Raw genomic sequence first — 18,772 nt, 5'->3', positions numbered from 1 at the left:
TCCGTCGTGTCACCCTCGTGGCGGAGCGGTCGACTCCCGCACCACGAGCTGGGGTACCACGACGCTCGAGGTCGCGGTCATGTCGCCGTCGACGAGCTGTTCGAGCATGGTGAAGGCCCGCTCTCCGAGGTCCTCGAAGTCCTGATCGACGGTGGTGAGTGACGGCTGCCACATGGCGACCAGCGGCTGGTCGTCGAACCCGACGACAGAGATGTCACGGGGTACGTGTATCCCGCGGTCGGCCAGTGCGCGCATGAGGCCGATGGCGATCTCGTCATTGCCGCACAGGACGGCGGTCACGTCGTCACGGCCGGCGATCCGCTCGCCCCAGCGGAATCCAGAGGTGACGTCCCACTCGGCGTTCATCATCGCGGGGACGGGAATCTTGGCGTCGGTCAGTGCGGCGCGCCAGCCGTCGGTGCGCCCGGAGTGCTTTCCCGCGGTTGGGCCCGCGATGTGGTGGACAGTCCGGTGCCCGAGCCGGAGCAGGTACTCGGTGGCCTTCCGTGCGGCCGTGCGCTCGTCGATGAGCGCGGCGGGGACGCCGCCGGGCCGGCGCGAGCCACCGCCTGCCACGATCACGGGGAGCCCGTCGGGGAGCATGTGCCGGGCGTTGATCCCGGCGCGATCGAACTCCAGGACGATCGCTCCGGCGGTCGGCTGGGCGAGCGCGAGATCGATGGCGCGCTTGACGTCGTCGTCCTCGCCTGACTCCACGACGGTGATCGTCACCGACATTCCCGCCTTGCGGGCCGCGGTCTCGATGCCCTGGAGGGTGCGGGCGTAACCGTAGTTGGCCGTCGCTCCGGCGAAGACCGAGACGAGGGTGCGCCGACCGGAGCGCATCGAGCGCGCGGCGCCGTTCGGGCGGTAGCCCAGGCGCTCGATCGCCTCGTGGACGCGGTTGGCGAGCTCGGGAGCGACGTACTTGGTCCCGTTGAGGACACGCGAGACGGTCGGCACGGACACCTGGGCGGCGCGGGCGACATCGGCCAGAACTGGTGCGCGGTAGCCCTTCTGCGTGGTCATGCACCGAGGATATGCGCTGCACTCGTCGGATCATCGTTTTCCCACCGGCGTACGGCAGCAGATTTCCTGGAGGTAGCGAATCGGCTACGGGCTCTTGTCAAGATGTTGGGCGTATGTAGGATAACGATATCCCAAACAGGGGCTCAGAGGTGGGTCAGTTGGTGCGGGATGTCAGTACGATTCCTCGCCGGGCCGACCGTGCGGGGATGTGTCCACGCGCCCGGGGATAACGATTTCCCGTCGAGATGATTCGGGAGCGTGCACAGGCCGTCTCGAAAGAGAGAGCTGATGAGGATCAAGCGCACCCGCTCCGTGACGACAGGGATCGCCGCCGTGGCGACCGCGCTCGGGTGGCGCGACGAGTGGACGATCGACCCGGTCACCGGAGTGGTCGCGTGACCGTCATGCTGCCTGGGCTGCCCGAGGAGGACGAGCAGCACCTCGAGTGGGGCAACGACGTCCTCCGGCTCGTGATCGCTCACGGGCCGGACACCGCCCCCCGGCTCGTGGCCCTCTGGCACGCCGCCGAAGGCGGGCCGGACCTGATGGCGTTGCGTCGTTCGGCACTGCCGGTGCTGGAGACGGCGGTCCTGGGCGAGGGCCGGTCCGGGACGTCCGGCAAGCGACACGTCGACGGCGCGGCCGCCCAGCGGCTGCGCCTCACCGGCCACCGCGAGCGGCGCGACGGCGACCGCACATGTCTGGAGCTCGACCTCGCCGAGGAGGAGGCCGGGCTGCGCGCCCGCGTCACGTACGAGGTGCACGACGGCGTGCCGGTGGTGCGGTCGTCGGCGACGGTCACCGCGGTCCGCCCGGCGGTCCTCGACCACGCGACCACCGGCGTACTCTCGGGCCTCGGTCATGGCGCCCGCTGGGAGGAGGAGCTCGTGCTCTGGGCGGCGGCCAACCCCTGGAGCGGCGAGTTCCGCTGGCACTGCGCCACGCTCGCCGAGCGCGGGCTGATCGATGTCGGCATGGTGCGCCACGGCCAGGTCGGATCCAAGAACCGCGTCAGCCTGACCTCCACCGGCGCCTGGTCCACGTCCGAGTACCTCGCCCAGGGCATCGTCGAGGACACCCGCACAGGACGGATGCTCGCCTGGCAGATCGAGACCAACGGCGCCTGGCACGCCGAGCTCGGCGACCGGTACGACGACGTCTACCTGCTCGCCACCGGACCGACGACCCTGGAGCACCAGTGGGCCGGCGCCGTGGGACCCGGAACGCAGGTGCGGACCGTGCCGGTCAGCCTCGCCGTCGTGCCCGGGCACCCGGACGGGCGCGAGACCATCCTTGGCGCGGTCGCCGCCGCATTGACCACGCACCGCCGTCGCGTCCGGCGCCCGCACCCCGACCACGACCGGTTGCCCGTCGTCTACAACGACTTCCTGAACGGCCTGATGTCCGACCCGACGACCGAGCGGGTCCTGCCCCTGGTCGAGGCCGCCGCCGACCTGGGCGCCGAGTACTACGTCATGGACGCCGGCTGGTACGACGACGAGCTCGGCGGGTGGTGGGACTCCGTCGGCGCCTGGGAGCCCTCCGTCAACCGGTTCCCTGGCGGAGGGCTCGGGGCCGTGCTCGACCGGATCCGCGACCTGGGGATGAAGCCGGGGCTGTGGCTCGAGCCCGAGGTCGTCGGCGTGCGCAGCCCAGTCGCCCGGAGCCTGCCCGCCGAGGCCTTCTTCCAGCGGCGCGGGCACCGGGTCACCGAGTGGGGCCGCCACCAGCTCGACCTGCGCCACCCAGCGGCCCGCGGCCATCTGGACGCGGTCGTCGACCGCCTCGTGGGAGAGTTCGGCCTGGCCTACCTCAAGCTCGACTACAACGTCGACATCGGCCCGGGGACCGACGCCGGGCGCGGCGAGCCGCTGGGCAACGGGTTGCTCGGCCACGACCGCGCCCTGCTCGACTGGGTCGGCGCGGTCATGGATCGGCACCCGGGCCTGGTCGTCGAGGGCTGTGCCGCCGGAGGCTCACGCACCGACGCCGCGACCGGGGCCGTGTTCCCGATCCAGTCGCTTACCGACCAGCAGGACTTCCGGCTCACACCCCCCATCGCGGTCGCCGCGCCCCTGGCGATCCCGCCCGAGCAGGCCGGTGTGTGGGCGTCCCTCGACGGGACGATGACGCTTGAGGAGACGGCGTTCTCCCTGGTGACCGCCCTGCTCTCGCGGGTCCATCTGGCCGGGCGGATCGACACCCTGCGTCCCGGGCAGCAGGCCGCCGTCCGCGAGGCGCTGGCCGTCCACCGCGCCGTCCGCCACGCCGCGGCGAGATCCGTGCCCGTATGGCCCCTCGGCCTGCCCGGCTGGCGCGACCCGTGGGTCGCACTCGGCGCACGCGACGGCGGAGACCTGTACCTGGCGATCTGGCGCCGTGCCGACGAGGGCCGTGAGACCCGAGGCGGGGACAGCGTGCACCTGCGGCTACCCGGGATGGTCGCCACCGGGGGCGTGCAGGTCCTGTACCCGACGTGGGGCGGTGGGTCCGCCGCGATCGTCGACGGCGGCACCGCGGTCGAGGTCAAGCTGCCGGCACCGCTGTCCGCCCGGCTCCTGCGCGTCCAGGTCGCCGACCGGCCGGGCCCTTCGTGATGAAGGCGACCAGGGCCTTCGTTTCTGAGCAGGGGGACAGCGCGGCCGACGGCCGGCGGCGTCCCACGAGAGGAGACCAACGATGATCACCACGAGACTCGACCGGCTACGACGCTGGCGGCGCAGGGCCGCGGCCAGCGTGGTCGTGGTCGCACTGAGCACCACACTCACCGTGCCGGCCGACGCGGCGGCCGCCGAGGTCACCGGGACGGCGTTACCCAAGATCGTCGAGACGACGAGCGACGCCGGGTTCGTCCACCCAGGCGTCGGACTGACCGCCGGCAACCTGGAGAACATGCGGACCCAGGTGCTCGCGGGCACCAAGCCGTGGGCCGGCTACTACGACGCGATGATCCAGACCGGGTTCGCCTCAAGGACTTTCAAGGCGCAGAACGCGGGCACGTCGGACGAGCAGCCGCTCAGCGACGCCTACAACGCCGTCTCGATGCGCTCCCGCGCGCTCAACGACGGCGTGGGCGCGCTGACGCAGGCGCTGCGGTACGTCGTGACCGGCGAGGAGGTGTACCGGGCCAACGCACTGCACGTCATCCGCACGTGGAGCAGCCTGGACCCGGCCAAGTACCGCTACTTCGCCGACGCGCACATCCACACCGGCGATCCGCTGTACAAGATGCTCGTGGCCGCCGAGATCATCCGGTCCACCACCCCGGTCAACGACACCCTCGACGGGTACGACCTGCGCTGGACCGACCGCGACCAGCAGCGGATCAAGGACAACCTGATCCACCCGGTCCTGAACACGTTCCTGTACTCCCAGAACCGGCTGTGGAACCAGCACCTGTACGGCGTGGTCGGCATGATCGCGGCCGCCATCTTCCTGGATGACGCCGACCTGTACGCCGAGCGCGTCGAGTGGTACACCGTCAACTCGACCTACACCAGCGAGCACACGATCAACGGCGGCGACGTCAACGGGTCCCTCGCCTCGCTCTTCCGCGTCATCTCCGCCGAGGACAAAATCAACCCGTACGGACACGATTTCGTCCAGCACATGGAGATGGGGCGCGACCAGGCGCACGCGCAGGGCGACGTCGACATCCTGACGACGCTCGCACGGATCGTGAACAACCAGGGCACCCGGCTCGACCCGGTGGCCGGCACCGTGTCCACCGCCGGGAACGCCGTCAGCCCGTACGAGTTCCTCGGCAACCGGACCCTGGCCGGCGGCGACGTCTTCTACGCGTTCATGCTCGGCGAGGACGTGCCCTACGTCGACACCTCCGGCGGATCCGGCAAGCTCTCCCAGGCCTACCGCGGGCGGCTGATCGACTCGGTCAGCGAGCTGTACTACCAGTACACCTATGTCGCCGGCGTCGATGTCAAGGCCAAGGCGCCGCACGTCGCCGAGGTCTTCGCGCACCGCGACGGCCCGCTCTACTACAACGGCACCGGGGTGGCGAACTTCTGGAACCTGCGTGGCTCGGACTTCAACGCCGCCGAGTACTGGGTGGCGTTCCCGCCTGAGCTCGCCGGTTCCAGCGACTCGGTGCCACCGCTTCAGGACGGTCCCGAGCTCGATGTCGCCCAGTTCGGCCACGCCGTCGGCGACGGCGCGCAGCCGGGCGCCGACGAGGACGGCATCCGGTACGTGCGCCTCGACGCCGCCGACGAGGGGCGGCTCGCGGTGCGCCGGGCCGTGTGGCCTGGCCGCGTCGGAACCGCGCTCATCGGGTTCAAGGTCCGCACCGATGCGGCCGCGACCCTCGAGGTCCGGCCCACGCCGGGCGTCCAGACGCACGCGACCGTCCAGCTCCCCGACACCGGGGGGAAGTGGCGCTACGTCACGCTCGACATCGACCAGGCCAGGCACCCCATCTCCCCGGTGGGCGACAACATCGTGTTCCTGCGCGCCACCGGTGGCAACGGGCACGTCGACGTCGCGGGAGTGCTCGCTCAGGCGAACGGGACGCTGACCCCGGCCGTCTTCGCCGCCGGCGACTCCTTGGCCGCCGTGGCCGTGGCCGGCGAGCCGTTCACCCGCATGCTGTCGGCAACAGGCGGCAGCCCGATCACGTTCCGTATGCAGGGCTCGCCGTCGTCGGCCACCCTGTCCAGCGACGGAAAGCTCACCTGGACCCCTTCCGCCGGCGACACCGGAAACCACACGTTCCTTGTCGTCGCCTCCGTCGGGGAGACCGACACCGCGCTGCCGATCACCGTCACGGTCGCCAAAGACCGGGCGGCGGCCGTCGAGGCGAGCCTCGACGGGCTCAAAGCGCCCGAGACGTACACGACGGCCACGTGGACCGACGTCGCCGCCGCTCGGGACGCCGCTCTGGCCGCGGTCGCCGACGCCGGCTCCGCCGAGTTCGCGACCCTGCTCGAGAACCTGCGCGTCGCCGTCGACGGTCTCGCACTGCTCAACCCGCGGCTGGAAGACAAAACGCTCGACTTCTCCAGGATCGTCACCTCCCCGCTGTCCACCCCGACCCTCGTCGCCCTGACCGACGGCGACAACCAGACCACCTGGGGCGACCAGCGCGTGCAGAGCATCGTGCTCGACTTCGGCGTCGGCTACCGGCTCCGCGCCGACGGGTTCGGGTTCCTCGCCCGGGACACCTTCCCCAACCGTGCCGAGGGCACCAACGTCTACGGCTCCGTCGACGGTCAGACCTGGACCCTGCTCACGGAGCACCCGAACGTCGGCGACGACGTCGGCATCGAGCGGGTCCCGGTCCGCGCCGACCTGCGGGACACCGCCTACCGGTATCTCAAACTGCAGGTCGACGAACCCGGCGTGCCGTCCGACCCCGCCTACCCGGGCATCTGGACCCTCGCCGACTTCCGCATCGATGGCGAGCGCTCCGAGGTGGGCCTGGACACCGTCCTGGACCTGGCCGATGCCGTCGACCTCGCCCCGTACTCCCGCGCATCCGCGATCCTGTTCACCCGTGAGGCCGCCGCTGTGCGGGCCCTGGCGCTGGAACAGGGCGCGGACACCCGGGCGCTGGCCGTCCGCCTCCTCGACGCCTGGGAACTGCTGGAGCCCGCCCCGGTCGGGGTCGCCAAGGTCCAGCAGCCGTGGGTCACCGCCAGCAGCCCGTCCTGGGACGGGCGCAAGGACGCCGCCGCCAACGGCTGGTCGATGTTCGACGGCAACGTCACGACTTTCACCGACACGACCCAGTCCTCCGGGTGGGTCAGCGTGGTCCCGGACGACGGCGCCACCTTCACGGTGAAGACCGTGCGATTCCTGCCCAGGGACGGGTTCGCCTCCCGGGCGAGTGGCGTCCAGTTCCAGGGCTCCGGCGACGGCGGGCAGACCTGGCAGACCTTCGCCACCGCCGGCACCGTGACCAGCGCCTCCTGGAACGAGATCACTCTCGACCAGCCGGTGACCTACGGGGCCGTGCGCGTCCTGGCGCCGTCGGGCAACACCAACCTCGCGGAGGTCCAGCTCGTGCGGACGATCGTGGACACCACGGCCGTGCGGCTCTACCTGGCCGAGACCGACGGACTCGCGAAGGACGACTGGACGCCGGAGAGCTGGGCGACGCTCACCGACGCACGCACGTCCGCCTCCGCGCTGGTCGCCGACGGGGCCGAACCGACCCAGCAGGCCGTCGACGCGGCGGCCGGCGGCCTCGCGAACGCCGTCGCCGCCCTGGAGCCCGCGGTCCCCGTCGGGACCACCACCGAGCCACCCGGCCAGGGTGTCCTGTCGAGCGACAGCGGCTGGGCCGACGGGCTCGCGGATGGCAACCACACCGTCACGATGAGCTTGTGGTGGGGCCCGAACGCCACCCGGGTCAAGCTCTACGAGAACGGCGAACTCATCGCGACCCGCGACCTGACCGACGACACCCCGAACGCCCAGCACGTCTCCGTCCCGGTCACCGGGCGCCCGAACGGTGACTACGAGTACACGGCCGTCCTGATCAACCGGAACGGGCAGAGCACGACCAAGCCGCTGACCGTCCGCGTCACCGACGCCGAACCCGGCGTCGGCGTGCTTTCCCACGACAACTGGGACAAGAACGGCTCGTACACCGTCTCCTTCGACCTGTGGTGGGGGACCAACGGCACGGCCTACCGGTTGTACGAAGGCGGCGTGCTCATCGACACCCGGACGCTGACCGCGGCGACCCCCGCTGCCCAGCACGTGTCCACCGCACTGACCGGCGGGGCCGCCGGCGAGCACACCTACCGCGCCGAGTTGGAGAACGCGGCCGGCGTCACCCGGACTCGCGAGATCGTCGTGAAGATCCGCTGACCGGGAAGGCCCCCCGCCACTTCGCGGGGCCTGTTCGAGCACGTGGAGGGCTGGAGATGCCGCGGCGAATGCGCCGTCGGGGGCGGTTGGAGAGAGGAGAACAGGTGTCCGGCCATCAGTGACATGTGACTCATCGGGTGTCGTGCTGGAGTTGTTGCAGGTCGGTCAGCGTCAGGGCGGGGTCGCCGAGGGGTGGCGCGGTCGGGTCGGCGCGTAGGCCGGCGAGGAAGAGGTTGGCGTGCCGGTGGGCGAGGGCTTTTTGGGTCTCGTCGGGGATCGGTCCGGGCAGCGGCCGGGACAGTCGGGTGAGCAGCAGTCCGATGTCGCCGAAGACCACGTCCGTGCGGAGCCTGCCGGTTTTGTGGGCTTCCTCCAGCAGTTCCTCGACGAGCCGCGCCGAGGTGGTGCTGGCGGCCTTGAGTTGTGGCTCGTCCATGTCAAGCGCGACCAACAGCGTCGGGATCACCGCCGAGGTCCGTAGGTCCAAGACGGCGTGGACGTAGGCGGCCAGCGCGTCGAGCGGGTCTGGATGGTCGTGTCGGGCTCGCCGCACGGCTTCGATGGTGCCGGTCAACGCGTGGAGGACGACGGCGTGCATGAGTGTGCCGCGATCTGTGAAGCGCCGATACAGCGTGGCGATCCCCACCTCGGCGCGTCGGGCGATCTCCTCCAGCGACGCGCCCGGGCCCTGCTCCACGAACACGTCCCGCGCCGCCTCCAGCAGTCGCTCGTGGTTGCGGCGTGCATCGGCTCGCATCCGCGCTCTCCCTCCTGGCTCCGCCTCACTCTATCAGTAGACGAAGGGATGTCCTCCGGTTATGGTAGCCGGAGGATATCCCTTCGTTTATGAGAGGAGGATGCGATGACCGACGCACGTCCTACGGGTGAAACCCGGCCGCGAGGACGGCCGGAGCGTCGCTGGTTCGCGCTGGCCGTGATCGCCTCCGCACAGCTGATGACCGCGCTGGACGCCACGATCGTGAACATTGCGCTGCCCTCAGCCCAGCGGGCTCTGCAGTTCAGCGACGCGCAGCGGCAGTGGGTGGTGACCGCCTACACCGTGTGCTTCGCCGGCCTGCTTTTGTTCGGCGGACGGGTGGCCGACGCCGTCGGCCGGCGCCGATCCTTCCAGATCGGGCTCGCCGGATTCGGGCTTGCCTCGCTGCTCGCCGGGCTGGCGCCCACGCTGCCGGTCCTGGTCGCCGGGCGTGCCCTGCAAGGGGCGTTCGCCGCGCTGATCGCGCCGACTGTGCTGTCGCTGCTCGCGGTCACCTTCACCGACCAGCGGGAGCGTACCCGGGCGTTCGCCATCTACGGGGCGGTGGCCAGCAGTGGTGCGGCGGCCGGGCTGCTGGCGGGCGGCGTCCTCACCGCCTATCTCGACTGGCGATGGTGCTTGTTCGTCAACGTGGCCATCAGCGGTGCGGTGCTGGTCGTCGGCCGCTTGGTGCTGCCCGATCCACCCAGATTCGGTGCTGCCGGCCTTGACGCGGCCTCGGCCGTGCTGGTCACCGGTGGGCTCGCCGCCGTGGTGTTTGGATGCAGCCAGGCCGCCGCGGGTGGCTGGGCGCAGCCGAGCGTGTTCGGCGCGCTGCTGGGCGGACTGGCCATGGTGGCCGTGTTCGCCCTGCGGCAGGCACGGATTCCGGACCCCCTGCTCCCGCTGCGCATCCTCGCCGACCGCGGCCGCGCCAGCGCATATCTCGCCGTCGCCACCGCGGTCGTCGGGGCGTTCGGCATGTTCCTCATCCTGACCTTCCACCTGCAGGTGGTCCTGCACTACTCGCCTGTCCGCACCGGGCTGGCCGTGCTGCCGATGACGCTGGCGAACGCGCTCAGCGGCTACCAGCTGGGCAACCGGCTGATGGCGCGTCTGTCGCCTCGGATCCTGATCGCCGGCGGGCTGCTGGTCGCCGCGTCCGGGCTGGCCTTCATCACCCAGCTCACCCCCGACAGCGGGTACCTTGCGACCATCCTGCCCGCCCAGGTACTGATCGGGACCGGCATGGGCGCGCTGTTCCCGCCGGCCTTCCAGCTCGCCATCCACGGCGTCACCCAACAAGACGCGGGCGTCGCCTCCGCCGTGATCAACGCCGCCACCCAGGTCGGCAGCTCCATCGGCACAGCCATCCTGAACACGCTCGCGGTCACCGCCACCGCCACCTACCTCGCCACACACCGCACCGCCCCGAGCCTGCATCGAGCAGCGCTCGTCCACGGGTACTCGACCGCGACCGCCTGGGCCACCGGCTTACTCGCGGCCATGGCCGTGCTCATCTACCTCCTCATCCCCGTACGACAACCCACCGAGCACAAGCAGACGACCCACGCACAGACCGCGAAAGAGGAAAGTTAAATGTCCATTCAGCTCAATCACACCATCGTCCCCGCCCGTGACAGGCATGCTTCCGCCGGGTTCCTCGGCGGCATCCTCGGCATACCAACCAGCCCTGACGTCGCCCGGTTCACCCCGCTCACCCTGAGCAACGGCGTCACCCTCGACTACATGAATCTCGCCGACAACCCCATGCAGCACTACGCGTTCCTGGTCTCCGAGGACACCTTCGACGCGACGTTCGAGCGGATTCGTGTGGCCGGCCTCACTTTCTGGGCCGATCCCCATCGTCAACAGGAGGGTGAGATCTACCGGTCCCGCACCGGCGGCCGCGGCGTCTATTTCTCTGACCCCGACGGGCACCTTATGGAAATACTCACCCGCGATCTGACCGGCCGGGCGATCTAGTGGCCTGTCACGCAACCTTGGACAGGCCAGCCGCCCCGCACGGATAACAAGCCTGTGAGCAGGGCAGACTCACCCCTGTCGGGTCCTCTTGCGGGGAGGAGACCACTGATGGACCAGAACAAGGTGACGGAGTTCCTGGGCAGGGCCGTGAGCGACCTGGGGGCGACCGAGGCGGCGGGCTCCGTCGTGATCGGTCACCGACTCGGCCTGTATCGCGCCCTCGCCGAGGGGCCCGCGACTCCCGAGGAGTTCGCCGAGCGCACCAGGTGCCACCCGCGCTACCTCACCGAATGGCTGAGTGGGCAGGCCGCCGGCGGGTACGTCGGCTACGACGCGGCGACGGGCCGGTTCTCGCAAGTAGTCGGTCTCGTACTTCGAGGCGTCGAATGGTGCATCTGGGCCAGCCACGTCGTCCCCCGCCACGCCGGAGGACCGCGACGGGCTACGCGCCGCTCGCCGCGCAGCCGCTGCGGCGTGACGGTTGTAGGCCGTGCGGGCACGCTCGAACTCGGCCTGCTTGGGTTTGAGCTTCGCGAACTCTGCGGAAATCTGTTCCAGCATCACGGTGCGCTCGGCGACGATGTCGCGCAGTTCCGCGCGCACTGCCTTTCTCCTCCGGGCTGACCTTGGATTCCTTGCCGCTCTGAGTCTCCCGTCTCGGCGCCCTCAACAGATCCTCAACGTCGACTCAACATGCACCGGCCTACTCTCCCGTGGAGCGCTTGACCACGAAAGGGAAGGCAGCATGATGAGAAAGCTTACGTACACCATCGTCGCCGGCGCGATCGCCACAGGTCTTCTCGCCCCAGCGGCGGCCCAGGCTTCCACCAGCGAGCTCACGCTCGCGCCAGCGAGGACCTCGGTCGGTGCGAACGCCGAAGCATCGGCCGCCCGCTGGTTCACTCTCTGGTCCGGGAAGACCAAGGGCAAAAGGCTGGTAGGTCCGGGTCGGAAGAATAAGGCCCGCGTCCTGCAAGCCGTCGTCCAGTGCTGGAGTGGGGGTGACGGCACGCGGGCGACGGTGCGGTTCGAGCGCAGGCGCTTGGGCGTCTATTACGGGGCGAGTAAGCCTCGTACCTATGCCTGCGATGGCGTGAAGAGGTACTACCGCGTCTCCTCTGCGAGGGTCGGTACCGTCTACCGCACTTCCATCTGGCTCCAGGGCAAGTCCCATACTGTGAGGGCGTGGATGCAGAACTACGGCTGACGGTCGGGCCACCGGCCGGACGAAGCCGACCATGCTCACAACATGGCGGAGCCCGCCGACATCGCGGCGGGCTCCAGCGCTGATCTATCGGATGTAGCACATGGTCTGACACGAGCGCCCCGGACACCTCGTCATACAGGTCGCTCTCGTCGGTCGGCCACTCCGGATACGTGGCGTCGGCGTCACCCCAGATGGCCAGACGGATCGCACCATCCGCGTCCAGGCCGGGACGTTCCTCCAGGAGCGTGGCCACCTGATCGAGCGTGTCGGCCACCTGAGCCCAGGCAGTCACCGCTCCTCACCATCCACCCGCTCATGAGAGCACTGCCCCTGCGGACCGCCATCGTACGCACGGTTGCAAGGAGGGTCGCTGTACCACTCAGGGATCTCATCGGCCGCCGGGTACGGGCCGTCTGGCACGCCAACGACCTGGTCGTCTACGACGGAAACACGGAGATCGCACGGCACGAACGGCTGACCGCCAAAGGCGGGGAACGGCTGGTCCTGGACCACTACCTGGAGGACCCTGACTGCGCGGCGGCTGGCTCATCTGCGGCCCGACACCCGGCCGCTGCCCTCGCCCGCCCCCCTACGATCAGCTTCTTGGCCGCAGAACCGGCCGCATCAGCGGGGGAGACCAAATGGCGACGGTCGCTAAGGGGAAGTGGATCTTGTACGTCGTCGTCTCGCGGAGTTGCTCACCCAGATGAGACCCGCGCCTCCAGCCATGAGGAAGGCTGCGATGATCCCCATCTGCAGCCGTCGGGTTGGACATCGAGGATTGAACTCTTCGGAGTAGCCGTCGTTCAAAAAAGCGCTTCCGCAGGTTAAGACGCTGTGACCGTCGAAGCCCCAAGGATTTGGATAGAGGCCGACGACTACCCCGGCTGCTATCGCGACCGCCCCGAGAACGCCGACAGCCCACCAGATCCTGATCATCGTTCCATGATGGAGGAACGGTTGAACCGCGGCAGGGCCATCGGAGCAAGGCAGAGGTCGGCCAGCGCTGCCGCGGATCTCCCCATTCACGTCGGGCGTCTTCTTCGGCACTGAGGCCGTGGATCATCGCCACGGCGGCCGCCGCCGGGCGGAGGAGCGACCGGGCGGGGCTGCCTGCACGCCACCACACGTCGAGCGCTCGCCAGGTCGGCGGCGGCGCCGGTGCTGGGCGAGCGCCCCAGTTTGCCGCATCCCCTCCGCGCTCCCATCCGCAATGACCACCGCGCGCGATCCGTGCCGTCGATCCGTGGTGTCGATCCGTGATGGGTTCCGTGGTCGCCACGGATGCGGACCAGCCAGGGCGGGAGAAAAGCTGTGAATACCTACACGCGACTACAGGAGTGACCATGATCAAGACCGTGCTGCACCCCGTGTCCGACCTGGCCAAGGCCAAGGCGGTGTACGCCGCCCTGCTCGGCGTCCCGCCGCAGACCGCCTCGTCCTACTACGTCGGCTTCGACGCCGAGGGCCAGCACATCGGACTGGTGCCGGGCGGCGGACCGCAGGACATGACCTCGCCGGTGGCCTACTGGCACGTGCCGGACATCGAGGCGAAGCTGGCCGAGGTGGTCGCCGCGGGGGCCACCGTCAAGGAGGCCGCGCACGAGGTCGGTGGCGGCCGCCGGGTGGCCACTGTCATCGACCCCGACGGCAACGTCCTCGGTCTCCTACAGGACCGGTGAGCACCGACCTGTCCCTGTCGCCAATCGGCCCCACCTCGCTCAAAGGACCTGCCATGACCTCGTTCAAATCCGTCACCCTGGAAGTTTCCGACCCCACGGCCGCGGACGCCTTCTATCAAGTCTTCGGTTTGGGGGCCTTCGTGAACGTGCGCGCCTCCGACGCGCCGACGACCGGCTTCCGTGGCTTCGCGCTGTCCCTCGTGGTGGCCCAGCCGGGCAACGTCGACGCCCTTGTCGGCGCCGCCCTCGATGTCGGCGCCACGACGCTGAAGCCGGCCACGAAGGGGTTCTGGGGCTACGGCGGCGTCGTACGCGCCCCGGACGGGACGATCTGCAAGATCGCGTCCTCGGCGAAGAAGGACACCGGCCCTGCCACCCGGGACATCGATCAGGTCGCGCTCCTGCTGGGCGTGGCGGACGTCAAAGCGAGCAAGCGCTTCTACGTCGACCGCGGCTTGGCGGTGGCCAAGAGCTTCGGCGGCAAGTACGTCGAGTTCGACACCCCGTCGTCGGCCGTCACGCTGGCGCTCTACCCGCGCCGCGCCCTCGCCAAGGACGCCGGCGTCTCTCAGGAGGGCACAGGATCGCACCGGATCGCCATCGGCGGCGACGCCGGGCCCTTCACCGACCCTGACGGGTTCGTCTGGGAGACCGCATCCGTCTGAGGCATCATGAACTGTCCCATCATGCCTACAAGCGCCGCAGGGCAACTCGGTGTCTCTCGCCGCTACCGGGTGTCAGTGAGGCGGAAGACACTCAGCATGTCGGAGTAGCGCGGGTCGCTGCCCGAAGGGTAGAAGGACGCCTCGGCGCCCACCCAGCCGTGGAAGCCGCCGACGACGGCTGGGCGTACGTGAGGCACCAGGTCGTCGTCGTGCACGTGCGATAGGCCGTGTTGGTGAACACCTGCCCGGTCGAGGTGGTCACGTTCTCCTTCGTCCAGGACGCGAGATCCTGCTTGAGCGTCCCGGGGATGGCCTGCACGGTGCTCATCGCCCGGCGCGTGGACAGCGCCGCGTTGCTGCCGTAGCCGTAGGCGTGGGTGGCGAGGGTGTTGTACTTGCTTTCCAGCCGGACGAGCGTGCCGTCGCTGTTGGGTCGCAGGTACCACTGTTCGGACCAGGTCTGGGCGATGTTCCACGTGATGTTCAGGACGTCGCCGGCGACGCTGAAGGTCCCGGTGCGCGATTCGGGCGGGGAGTCCATGTACCCGCCCGCTGTAAGCACCTCGCAGTGGCGGGCACGGGTGTGGCCGACCGCGCCGCTGACGGTCGAGCAGCTGTCGAGGTCGGGTGTGGTGCCGGTGCCCTCGCGGGCGGCGGGCGCGTTCTGCCACCACAGGTACGTGCGCGCCGTGACGGTGCCGTCTCTTCTTCTCGGCTTTCGGTCATGACCCTTATTCGACTGGTCTACCTGAGCGTGACGAACATCAACCCGGCTCCGGCCCCCAACCACCGCGCTGGAGCAGTTGCGTACGCCTGGACGAGCAGTCCGGTGAAGCCCACGAAGAGGATCAGCGTGATCGGCGAATATAGCGGATGGTATCTGATCGACCTCTTTACGTAATCGCCGCTCCTGCCTACAGTGCCGCAGGGGTGGGTGCATGGGAACTGGCTTGCGCGGTGGCCGCCGGGTGCGGTGGACGGTGACGTGGCTGGGAATGACCGCCGTCGCGGGCGCCGGTGCGCTGGCTACTGTGACGCTCGGCGCGGACACGGGTGAGCGGGTGGTCGCGGTGCTCGGGCTGGCCGTGGCCGTCCTGGCCATCGGGGCGCCCTGGGCGTGGCGCCGGACCGTGGCGCCGGTCGCGACGAGTGCCGCGCAGCTCGATGCCGCCGCCGAGGCGCTGGCGTACCTCGTCCGAGAGCAGTGGAGCGCTGAGGCGACGCTGCGTCGGCTGTACGAGCCCTGGCCGCTGTCCATCGTCTGGACGGCCCGCGAGGACGCCGGCTCAGCTCAGGAGGGTGTCAGGTACCAGGGCGCTGAGGCGGTCGCGGCGGCCTGGGCGGGGTCGCCGGCTCGGCGCCTGGTCCTTCTCGGTGACGCGGGTGCCGGGAAGAGCGCCTGCGCGCTGCAGCTCACTTTGGCGCTGCTCGACGACGAGCGGGTGACGCAGGTGCCCGTTCTGGTGTCCGCCACCGGCTTCCGGCCCGAGAGCGAGACGCCGGTGGAATGGCTGGCCCGGCGGCTGCGGCGCGACTACCCCCTGCTGGCCGATATCGAGCGGTTCGGGCCGCGGGTCGCCGAGGATCTGCTGACCGCGTACCGGGTGGTGCCCGTCATCGATGGCCTCGACGAGTTGCCCGCGCCACGCCTGGAGGCGGTGTTGCGGGCGCTGGTCGTGGCGGGCGACCCGCGCGCACCTCTCGTTGTCGCCTGCCGTACCGCCGAGTTCAGGGCCGCCGCCGCTCGGTGCGGGATGCTGCCGCGTGCCGCTGTGCTCGTACCCTCGCCGGTGACGGTGACCGACGCTGTCCGGCTGCTCACGCACGCCGACCCGGCCGGTCGGGAGGCGTGGCGGCGCGTCGCCGTTCGGTTGCGGACCGATCCCGCGCAGCCGCTGGCCGTCGTGCTCGCCCGGCCGCTCGGTGTCGCCCTCGTACGGTCCCTGTACGCCCACGACCCCGCCCCGCTCCTCGACCGCGATCGGTTCCCCGACGCGGCGGCCCTTGAGGAACATCTGCTCGACGCCTTCGTACCCGCGCTGTACGAGCGGGCGGCCGCACAGGCGCCGCGCATGCGCCATCGTGACGCCGAACGCGCCGAACGGTACCTGCGCTTCCTGAGCGAGCAGCTCCAGCAACGCGGGACGACCGACTTCGCCTGGTGGCACCTGCGCGACTGGACGCGGCTGACCCGGTCACGCTTAGCCGTACGGGCCCTGGCCGGCGCGATCACCGGCCTGGCGATCCTGCCTACGGTGATGCGGACGAGTCGGCAATTCGCCGACATCGACGGCGATGACTGGCGGCACATCGCGGCGGCCAAGGTGCTGGCGGCCGTGCTGTTCCTGCCGGCGCTGCTGACCACGTCCGAGTGGTTCACGCGGCGGTGCCCGTCGCGGTCCGGGGCGCTGCGGACGATGCTGCCGGCGGTCGGCGTCGCGTCCCTGGTGCCCGTGGCCATTGTGTTGGTGGAGCACCTGCTGTTCATGGGGCTGTCGCCGCTCGTGATGATCCTCTCCGAGACGGGCATTCTGGCCTACTACGTGGGCCTCGCGCTGCCCGTCGTGGTGGTCGTCGGGCTTCCGGTCATGCCGACGGAGCCGCGGCGCGGGCGCTTCTCCTTCCGGGAGTGGAGACGGCGGCTGGGTGGCGCCTGTGCGCGCTTCGTCTCCGCGGGTGTGCTTGTGGCTGTGGCCATCCAGCTTGGCTCGATGGCGGTGTACTGCGTTCAGGCCCGTGCGGAAGTCCAGCTCAGTACGTCCTGCGCCAGGAGCGTGGCCATGGTGCCGCTGATCGCGGGCGTCGTGGCGGGGCTGCTCGCCGCTGCGGCCTGGTGGTACGAGCGGGCGGGTGGCCCTCCGGTCTCGAGCCCGCGCCGGTCGATCCGTACCGACAGAACGCTTGGGCTCGGATCCGCGCTGGCGGGCTCGCTGCTGATCAACCTGGACGGTGCCGCGACGATCCTGCTGCCTACTCCGATGGCCGCCCACCTCGACGCCCAGGACATCACCAGGATGCTGCTCACCGACTGGTTGACGATCTTCGGGCCGACTGGTGCGCTGATCGCCCTGTCCGCTACCTGCTGGCCGTACTACTCGCTCGCTCGGCTGCGCTTCGCCGTGAGCGGGCGGCTTCCCTGGCGGCTTCAGGCGTTCCTGGCGGATGCCCATCGGTTGGGCGTGCTGCGGCAGGCGGGCGCGATGTACCAGTTCCGGCACGCCACCCTCCAGCAACGCCTCGCTTGCCCTCTGACCACCGGCATCGGCGAGAGTGGGTGAGGACGTGGTCGGTTTTCCCCTTTGTGATCAAGATGCTCCATGCTGTTGACCTTGCCAAGCGGTGGTGATGGGCAGTTGGGGTGATGGGGCGTGAAGAGGCGGAGCATAGCCTTCCTTTTGACGGTGGCATTGGCGGCCGTGCCGACGCTCAGCACCTCCGCTCCACCAAGCTGCCAGGTGCAGCCACTCACAGATGCCGAGGCCGAGAACCTCGCTGTGCAGAAGCCGTTCCTGGGGGAAATACCGAAAGAGGAAGAGCTCCTGCCCAGCGCGGATCCGTCAGCAGTGGAGTCCGGCGGCTACATGCCTGATGTGAAGGCAGGGGCTGAGGCACCCTTCGGCGTTGAGATCGTGGAGCCGCCGGGCTGTCCCGAGATCAGCGATCAATGATCCCCTTGCTCGCTTCCTGACCGAGTTCATCACCACTCGTCGGTCTGCCACCTCCGGTAGATCGTCGCGCGCACTCAGCAGGCGCTTGCCGAAGCCTGGCAGTACGAGGGCGTGCGCATACTCCCAGGCTTCGGCTACGTCGAGGCCGAGCCGGTCTCGACGACCCGGCATCCAGGGGTCTAAATGGTGACGCAAGGGAGCCCTATGGTGTGCCAGACGCCGAAATTGTCTCTATACCATCCTTCTACGCAATACGTCCCTCGCTGAAATGGTCCGTACCATTTAGTTTCCGTTGGCGGTGTACCAGAACAGTTTGGCAATTCAGGTGTGTTGAAATCGAATCCAGGGCCCCAGAAATGGAAGTGGGACTGAATCCAGCAGTAATTCCAGCGCCATGATGCCTTGACCATGCCGGTCGTCGCGCTGTTGGGCCCCGCTTCGATGCATACGTAGTTACTACATCCGTCTGCCATGATCGCTGACTGCCCTATGGAGGAGGAGGTCGCTCGCGAAGTGGCAGTCGCCGACGAGGATGCAGGTAGGGTCATCATCGCGATGCCCATCAGCGTCATTACGAGGCAGGTGATCGTTCGACGGATTTGCATGTCTGCTCCCAGAGTCGCAGGTCAATGTGTGATCGATCCGTGAAAACGCGGTGTCACCATCGACTCTCCCCGGCCGCGATCGAGGCTGCCGCTCGAGGCCCGGGTGTCTGAGGGCGAAGCCTGTTACCCTCTCCGGGCATCAGCAACTCGGGTCGGTAGGCGGCACCCTTGAATAAGGGTCGCATTCCCGTCTAGGGGTCGACGAGGGCACTCGCCGGACATTTACCGGACATTGCGCACCTGCGGGCCGACCCTCTACGCCTGGTGTGACACCCTGTGCGCAGGACTTCAGACATCCGTGCAGATGACTTCGAAAATCGACACTCGCGACACCGTTTGTTG

General features: G+C 69.3%; 13 protein-coding genes. 10 read left to right on the top strand and 3 right to left on the bottom strand.

Annotation, left to right across the window (positions count from 1 at the left end; translation table 11 throughout):
• Positions 1-9 precede the first annotated feature (9 nt).
• Positions 10-1,029 carry a LacI family DNA-binding transcriptional regulator gene (locus tag AB0J16_RS30490; RefSeq protein ID WP_358545482.1) on the bottom strand — a complete coding sequence of 340 codons (1,020 nt, stop codon included), beginning with the start codon at positions 1,027-1,029 and terminating at the stop codon, positions 10-12.
• Between the two features lie 404 nt (positions 1,030-1,433).
• On the opposite strand from AB0J16_RS30490, the gene AB0J16_RS30485 reads away from it, so the two are divergent.
• Both AB0J16_RS30485 and AB0J16_RS30480 read left to right on the top strand, forming a co-directional pair.
• The gene (locus tag AB0J16_RS30485) at positions 1,434-3,626 is read left to right on the top strand and encodes a glycoside hydrolase family 36 protein (protein WP_358545779.1); all 2,193 of its coding nucleotides are present in this window, start codon (positions 1,434-1,436) and stop codon (positions 3,624-3,626) included.
• A gap of 82 nt (positions 3,627-3,708) precedes the next feature.
• Positions 3,709-7,860, top strand: coding sequence for a discoidin domain-containing protein (locus tag AB0J16_RS30480; protein WP_358545480.1), 4,152 nt, complete (start codon positions 3,709-3,711; stop codon positions 7,858-7,860).
• A gap of 130 nt (positions 7,861-7,990) precedes the next feature.
• Here AB0J16_RS30480 and AB0J16_RS30475 read toward each other — a convergent pair whose 3' ends face one another.
• On the bottom strand, positions 7,991-8,617 hold the full coding sequence (locus AB0J16_RS30475; RefSeq protein WP_358545478.1) for a TetR/AcrR family transcriptional regulator: 627 nt from the start codon (positions 8,615-8,617) through the stop codon (positions 7,991-7,993).
• A 105-nt stretch (positions 8,618-8,722) separates the two neighbouring features.
• Between AB0J16_RS30475 and AB0J16_RS30470 the strand changes: the two genes are divergently transcribed.
• From AB0J16_RS30470 to AB0J16_RS30445, 6 genes are all read left to right on the top strand, one after another.
• Positions 8,723-10,216, top strand: coding sequence for an MFS transporter (locus AB0J16_RS30470; protein ID WP_358545476.1), 1,494 nt, complete (start codon positions 8,723-8,725; stop codon positions 10,214-10,216).
• Positions 10,217-10,603: a VOC family protein gene (locus tag AB0J16_RS30465; RefSeq protein ID WP_358545474.1), complete on the top strand. Its 387-nt coding sequence runs from the start codon at positions 10,217-10,219 to the stop codon at positions 10,601-10,603.
• A 108-nt stretch (positions 10,604-10,711) separates the two neighbouring features.
• Positions 10,712-11,227, top strand: coding sequence for a hypothetical protein (locus AB0J16_RS30460; protein WP_358545472.1), 516 nt, complete (start codon positions 10,712-10,714; stop codon positions 11,225-11,227).
• Positions 11,228-11,348: 121 nt separating this feature from the next.
• Complete coding sequence (locus tag AB0J16_RS30455; RefSeq protein ID WP_358545470.1) at positions 11,349-11,810, top strand: hypothetical protein; 462 nt, start codon at positions 11,349-11,351, stop codon at positions 11,808-11,810.
• A gap of 1,346 nt (positions 11,811-13,156) precedes the next feature.
• Entirely contained in the window at positions 13,157-13,492 is a 336-nt protein-coding gene (locus AB0J16_RS30450; RefSeq protein ID WP_358545468.1) for a VOC family protein, read from the top strand.
• A gap of 53 nt (positions 13,493-13,545) precedes the next feature.
• The gene (locus AB0J16_RS30445) at positions 13,546-14,157 is read left to right on the top strand and encodes a glyoxalase (protein WP_358545466.1); all 612 of its coding nucleotides are present in this window, start codon (positions 13,546-13,548) and stop codon (positions 14,155-14,157) included.
• A 91-nt stretch (positions 14,158-14,248) separates the two neighbouring features.
• On the opposite strand, the gene AB0J16_RS30440 is transcribed toward AB0J16_RS30445, so the two are convergent.
• On the bottom strand, positions 14,249-14,698 hold the full coding sequence (locus AB0J16_RS30440) for a hypothetical protein (RefSeq protein ID WP_358545464.1): 450 nt from the start codon (positions 14,696-14,698) through the stop codon (positions 14,249-14,251).
• Between the two features lie 397 nt (positions 14,699-15,095).
• On the opposite strand from AB0J16_RS30440, the gene AB0J16_RS30435 reads away from it, so the two are divergent.
• A complete protein-coding gene (locus AB0J16_RS30435) occupies positions 15,096-17,435 on the top strand; it encodes a hypothetical protein (RefSeq protein WP_358545463.1) in 2,340 nt (779 codons plus the stop codon).
• Between the two features lie 90 nt (positions 17,436-17,525).
• On the top strand, positions 17,526-17,825 hold the full coding sequence (locus AB0J16_RS30430) for a hypothetical protein (RefSeq protein ID WP_358545461.1): 300 nt from the start codon (positions 17,526-17,528) through the stop codon (positions 17,823-17,825).
• The last annotated feature ends 947 nt before the right edge of the window (positions 17,826-18,772 follow it).

The organism is Nonomuraea sp. NPDC049750 (genome assembly GCF_040659625.1).
Lineage (GTDB): Bacteria > Actinomycetota > Actinomycetes > Streptosporangiales > Streptosporangiaceae > Nonomuraea.
This window is presented reverse-complemented; position numbering and strand designations above follow the sequence as displayed.

Excerpts from the sequence above, each read along its gene's own strand:
- AB0J16_RS30465 (WP_358545474.1), top strand. The coding sequence starts at position 10,217 with ATGTCCATTCAGCTCAATCACACCATCGTCCCCGCCCGTGACAGGCAT.
- AB0J16_RS30485 (WP_358545779.1), top strand. The coding sequence starts at position 1,434 with ATGCTGCCTGGGCTGCCCGAGGAGGACGAGCAGCACCTCGAGTGGGGC.
- AB0J16_RS30475 (WP_358545478.1), bottom strand. The coding sequence starts at position 8,617 with ATGCGAGCCGATGCACGCCGCAACCACGAGCGACTGCTGGAGGCGGCG.
- AB0J16_RS30460 (WP_358545472.1), top strand. The coding sequence starts at position 10,712 with ATGGACCAGAACAAGGTGACGGAGTTCCTGGGCAGGGCCGTGAGCGAC.
- AB0J16_RS30435 (WP_358545463.1), top strand. The coding sequence starts at position 15,096 with ATGGGAACTGGCTTGCGCGGTGGCCGCCGGGTGCGGTGGACGGTGACG.
- AB0J16_RS30470 (WP_358545476.1), top strand. The coding sequence starts at position 8,723 with ATGACCGACGCACGTCCTACGGGTGAAACCCGGCCGCGAGGACGGCCG.
- AB0J16_RS30445 (WP_358545466.1), top strand. The coding sequence starts at position 13,546 with ATGACCTCGTTCAAATCCGTCACCCTGGAAGTTTCCGACCCCACGGCC.
- AB0J16_RS30480 (WP_358545480.1), top strand. The coding sequence starts at position 3,709 with ATGATCACCACGAGACTCGACCGGCTACGACGCTGGCGGCGCAGGGCC.
- AB0J16_RS30450 (WP_358545468.1), top strand. The coding sequence starts at position 13,157 with ATGATCAAGACCGTGCTGCACCCCGTGTCCGACCTGGCCAAGGCCAAG.
- AB0J16_RS30490 (WP_358545482.1), bottom strand. The coding sequence starts at position 1,029 with ATGACCACGCAGAAGGGCTACCGCGCACCAGTTCTGGCCGATGTCGCC.
- AB0J16_RS30455 (WP_358545470.1), top strand. The coding sequence starts at position 11,349 with ATGATGAGAAAGCTTACGTACACCATCGTCGCCGGCGCGATCGCCACA.
- AB0J16_RS30440 (WP_358545464.1), bottom strand. The coding sequence starts at position 14,698 with ATGGACTCCCCGCCCGAATCGCGCACCGGGACCTTCAGCGTCGCCGGC.